At 61.6% G+C, this 4,952-nt stretch carries 5 protein-coding genes; 4 read left to right on the forward strand and 1 reads right to left on the reverse strand.

Annotated features, from left to right (window positions below; genetic code table 11):
- Both ACXJL8_RS33905 and ACXJL8_RS33910 read left to right on the forward strand, forming a co-directional pair.
- Positions 1-537, forward strand: a 537-nt coding sequence (locus tag ACXJL8_RS33905) for a glycosyltransferase (protein ID WP_456686360.1), incomplete at its 5' end; no start/stop codon positions are given.
- A 124-nt stretch (positions 538-661) separates the two neighbouring features.
- Complete coding sequence (locus ACXJL8_RS33910) at positions 662-1,822, forward strand: glycosyltransferase (RefSeq protein ID WP_456686361.1); 1,161 nt, start codon at positions 662-664, stop codon at positions 1,820-1,822.
- Between the two features lie 10 nt (positions 1,823-1,832).
- Here ACXJL8_RS33910 and ACXJL8_RS33915 read toward each other — a convergent pair whose 3' ends face one another.
- Positions 1,833-1,976, reverse strand: coding sequence for a hypothetical protein (locus ACXJL8_RS33915; RefSeq protein ID WP_456624319.1), 144 nt, complete (start codon positions 1,974-1,976; stop codon positions 1,833-1,835).
- 524 nt (positions 1,977-2,500) lie between these two features.
- Here ACXJL8_RS33915 and ACXJL8_RS33920 point away from each other — a divergent pair.
- Together ACXJL8_RS33920 and ACXJL8_RS33925 are read left to right on the forward strand one after the other, a co-directional pair.
- Entirely contained in the window at positions 2,501-3,730 is a 1,230-nt protein-coding gene (locus tag ACXJL8_RS33920) for a polysaccharide biosynthesis/export family protein (RefSeq protein ID WP_456624320.1), read from the forward strand.
- Between the two features lie 109 nt (positions 3,731-3,839).
- Positions 3,840-4,952: hypothetical protein (locus ACXJL8_RS33925; protein ID WP_456686362.1), on the forward strand; the 1,113-nt coding region annotated here is incomplete at its 3' end.

The following is a 4,952-nucleotide window of genomic DNA, read 5'->3' on the forward strand; positions in this document are numbered from 1 at the left end:
TTCCTCTTCGTCGGCTCGATGACGAAGAACAAGAATGTCGATACCGCCATCCGCGCGGCCGAGCGGCTCGGCCGCGCCGATTTTCCGCTGGTCGTGGTCGGGGGCGACAACAGCAAGGTCTTCGGCGGAGGCGCGACCGAATCGAAAAACGGGGTCGTCATCGCCGGCCGCCTGAAGGACGAAGAAATCGCGGCACTGTTCGCCCGGGCTGCGGCCTTCATCTTCCCCAGTCTCTACGAGGGCTTCGGCATACCGCCGCTGGAGGCGATGTACTTCGCCTGCCCGGTCATCGCGAGCTCCGCCGCGGCCGTTCGCGAGACCTGCGCCGACGCCGCCGTCTATTTCGACCCGCTCAACGTGGACGAGCTGTCCGCAAAAATGCTCGAAAGAATTGAGCTCGGCAGAATTTCGCCGGCGGAACAAAAAAGGCAACAGCAGCGATTGGCGACATATTCCTGGACGAAGTCGGCCGCGGTCATGCTCGAATTTCTGGCCAGACCGGCTCCCGAAACCGCATCCAGCGGTCCGACACGATGACGCGGCCCAAATATTGCTGCTTGGAGGCGTTAGCTTTGGCGTCTGCAAGACTTGGAAGGCAAGAAACAAGACTTGCAAGGCAAAACTTGCTTGGAAGGCGAAACTTGCTTGGAAGGAATGACCGTTGTCCAGCGGACTGAAGGTTCTGCATGTCGCCGAAACGGTGAGAGGCGGCATCGCAACCTATCTCAACGAGCTCCATCCGCACCAGAGCGCGAGCTTTGGGCAGGGAAACGTCCACTATGTCGTTCCATCCGACCATCGCAGCGATCTGGTGAACATCGAGGATGGCGCCGTCACCACTTTTCCGCGTGACGGCCGCAACGCTGTCGGCCTGTTTCGCCTGTTGTTTGCGACAATACGCGCGGTCCGGCAGCTTCGGCCCGATGTGATTCATCTCCACTCGTCCTTTGCCGGGCTGGTGGTCCGCCCGGTGCTCTGGCTGACCTCGCGGCGCTCGCGCATCGTCTACTGCCCCCATGGGTGGGCGTTCGGCCGCGAGACGGGCCGCCTCAGCCGCGAAGTGACGTTGTTCACCGAACGCATGCTGTCGAAGCTCACGCATCGCATCGTGTGCATCTCGGAAAGCGAGCGGGTGGACGCCATACGGGTCGGAATCGCGGCGAATCGCCTGGTTCTTGTGCACAACGGGATCTCCAAGCAGCGCCCGGTGCTCGACACGCGCGCAGCACCGTGGCGATCGGAGAAGACCAGGGTCCTCTTCATCGGACGCCTCGATCGCCAGAAAGGATACGATCTGCTGATCGAGGCGGCGCGCGCGCTCGGCGACAGGCTGGACGTGCGCATCATTGGTGCCTCGGTCGTCAGCAAATTCCGCAGAAGCGACCTGCCGGCCAACGTCTCGCTGCTGGGCTGGATGAACCGCAACCAGATCGAAGCCGAACTCGACCAGGCCGATATGGTCGCCATACCGTCGCGCTGGGAGGCGTTTGGCCTGGTCGCCATCGAGGCGATGCGGTCGGCCAAGCCGATTATCGCGTTCCGCATCGGCGCACTGCCGGAAATCGTCGAAGACGGCGTGACGGGCGTGCTATGTGACGAGGTCTCGGCCGAAAAGCTGGTCGAAGGCTTTCAGCGCGCAACCAGACTGGATCTGCCCGCGGTCGGCCGGGCCGGATATGAGCGCTTCACCCGCCTCTACGACATCGAGCAGAYCCATCGCGTCTTGAGCCAAGTCTATGCCGACGTCCTGCACATGCGCGAGAGCGAATCCGGGCAGCAGGCGAAATTGCAGTCCGACTTCTCCAACAATCTGCGATCATAGAGACCGCCGATCAGGCCATCCGGCGCGCATCGCCCGGCGTGAGCTCGGCGTCGATCACGCGGTGATCGGAGAACGACCACGCAACGGCCGAGGCGGCAATGATCGCGCAGGTGAGAAAGCCGGCCGCGAACAGCAGTGATCCGGTTTGCAGCATCGTCTTCGCCTTCCTTGTTGTTTGACCGACCAACTAGGCGGATCAGGATTAGGAAGACCTTACGGAGTTCGGCGCGAAGCCGGCTTGCCGAGGAGAGCGTTAACGGAGGCGGAATCCGGCCGCGAAAATATCCGCGCCAGGGCCTGGCGAGACAGACCCGTCCGGCGCCACGCCCACCGCAACAACGATGAAACTACAACGCAGAGTAAGTGCAGCGCCGAATCAACACTCCAAGTTTTCCTGCCGTGATCCGTCGCGCGATCGAATGACTCGCGCCGCGCTGGAACGATCACGCACGGCCCCAATCGTGACATCGATCTGACATCTCCATGTCCACTTTGCGAGCTGCATATAAAAGAGGATCGTCCGCACAAATTTTAAACAGCGATTGCACGCGTACCGCGGTTCACAAGTTGCAATAAGGTCACAGCCATAAGTGCTTTACCATAAAGTCGAAGACGCAGCAGTGACTCGGTAGCGAGATGATTGCTACGGTGATTCCGATTTTAGATGAGTAAGGGAATATGCTGGTGGCTAAGACCGAACGATTTGATTTTGATTTCGGGATTAGCCGAATCCTGGCTGTCGCTGCGATCGGCATCTCCTTGACGGGTTGCGCGAGCTTCATTCCGTTAGACGCTCCGGATGCCGTATCCACGCAAACAAATGCCGCGCTCGTCACCGAACCGACCGCGCCGCTCGCCTATGCCCTGATGCCGGTCAACCCGGCGATCCTGCAGGCGACCAACGCGTTCACGGACTCGTCCGGACTGGTGTTCTCCCGCCTTCCCGGCGGCAATTACCGCGACGTCACGATCGGCATCGGCGACATCGTCACCGTGACCGTCTACGAAGCGCAGGCAGGCGGTCTGTTCATTCCGCGCGAAGCGGGCGTAAGGCCGGGCAACTTCGTCGAGATTCCGCGGCAGCAGGTCGACCAGTCCGGCAACATCAACATTCCCTACGCCGGATCGGTCAAGGTCGCCGGGCTGACACCGCGCGCCGTTTCGAACGTCATCCGCGAACGCCTCAAGGACCGCGCCATCGACCCGCAAGCCGTCGTGAGCGTGGCGGAGCAGCGCGGCAACCAGATCAGCGTGCTCGGCGAAGTCAACTCGCCGCAGCGCTTTCCGGTCGACCCGGGCGGCATTCGCCTGATGGGCGCGATCGCGCGCGCCGGGGGCCCGAAATATCCCTCCTATGAGAGCACGGTCACGATCAAGCGCGATGGGCGCACTTACAACGAGTCGATGTCCTCGGTCGTGCATCACCCCAACGAGGACGTGCTGCTCGCGCCCGGTGACGTGGTGTTCCTGACCCGTATTCCCAGGGTGTACATGGCGTTTGGATCGACCCCGTCGCCGGGATCGATCGGAGGCACCAACAACCGTCGTTTCACCTTCGAGAACGACAACATGTCGCTGGCCGAGGCGCTGGCCAAGGCCGGCGGTCTCGACAGCAACCGCGCCGATTCAAAGTCGATCTATGTCTATCGCTTCGAGCCCAAACCGCTGCTGGAGCGCATCGGCGTGGATGTCTCCCAGTTTCCGACCAAGGCTGTTCCGGCCGTCTACAAGTTCGACATGAGCAAGCCCGACGGTTGGTTCCAGGCGGATACCTTCAGGATGCGCGACCACGACGTGATTTCCGTCGCGGAATCGCCATCAACCGAATTCGTCAAGCTCATGAACCCGCTGAATGCGGCAAGCGTGAATGCGGATAATATCAGCTCCGTCATCGTGAATGTGAAGTAACCGCCATGTGAGCTGCCGCACATGACCTGGAGCGGCAGCTCCGCCCAATTCGAACCATAAGGGGGAGGTAGTTCGTTCGGCCAGTTGAGGGCCAATGTGGAGCACGAGAGTGACCGAATCGACCAGACCTGTCTTGCGTGGCCTACGGGTGCTCTCTGCCACGCTGGTTGCGGCAATCAGCGCAGCCTCGTCTCCCGCCGGTGCTCAGAATGCGCAGCCCCTGGACGAACGAATTCTGCTGGGAATAGGCACGCACCAGGGTCTCGGCGGGCCCATAGGCGGGCGCGGCTATGTCCCCTCCATTGCCGTAAAGCAGCTGAAGGAACTCGGCGTCACCTCGTTCCGCGACGATTTTCCCTGGTCGGATTTCGAGATTCCCGGCCATGCGTTCGGCTTCAACCCGCAGCTCGGCCGCCTCGAGGCCCAGGTCAAGTCCGGCGTCGGAAGGCCCGTGCTCATTCTCGGCTTCGGCCACCACCTTGTGCCCAATTCCGATCCGCCGACGACGGACGAAGCGCGGCGTCGGTTCGTCAACTACGCCACCGCGGCTGCGCTATCGGTGGCGCCGCAGCGGCCCATCTTCGAGATGTGGAACGAATATAATCTCGGCGCGCGCAGAAACCCGGACTTCAACGTGGAGAATTACGTTGCACTCGCCAAGGCGGTGCAACCGGCGGTGAAGCGCGCGGTCCCCACTGCCCCATTCGTGGTCGGCGTGCTCGGTGACGATCCGGGGTTCAAATGGACGGATGCATTGCTGAAGACCGATCTGCTCAAGATCGCCGACGGCATATCGATCCATATCTACAATCACTGCGCGGCGCCTGCCGGGCGCATTGCGGCTGAAGCGATCCAGCGCCTCGAGACGTTTCAGCAACGGGTGGCCCAGGCGACCGGCAATCCCAACTATCCGGTCTACCTGACTGAGACCGGCTGGCCGACCGGCGAAGCCAAGTGCAGCGTGAACGAGCAGCTTTCCGCCGACAACATGGCGCAGATGATATTGTGGTCGTCGACGGCGGGACCGTGGCTGAAGGGAATCTGGATCTACGAGCTCAAGGACAGCGGCACCAAGCTGACCGAGCTCGAGCACAATTTCGGCATCTATCATTTCGACAACTCGCCGAAGCCCGCCGTATGCTCCATTCGCGAAAGCTGGGCATTCATTCGCAAAAGCCGGACGGCGGAACGAACAAAGCCCGTTCCCGGCGTCGTGCTGATC

The sequence above is a fragment of the Bradyrhizobium sp. P5_C11_2 genome (assembly GCF_054049755.1).

Coding starts and splice junctions, on each gene's coding strand:
- ACXJL8_RS33915 (WP_456624319.1), bottom strand. CDS start 1,976: ATGCTGCAAACCGGATCACTGCTGTTCGCGGCCGGCTTTCTCACCTGC.
- ACXJL8_RS33920 (WP_456624320.1), top strand. CDS start 2,501: ATGCTGGTGGCTAAGACCGAACGATTTGATTTTGATTTCGGGATTAGC.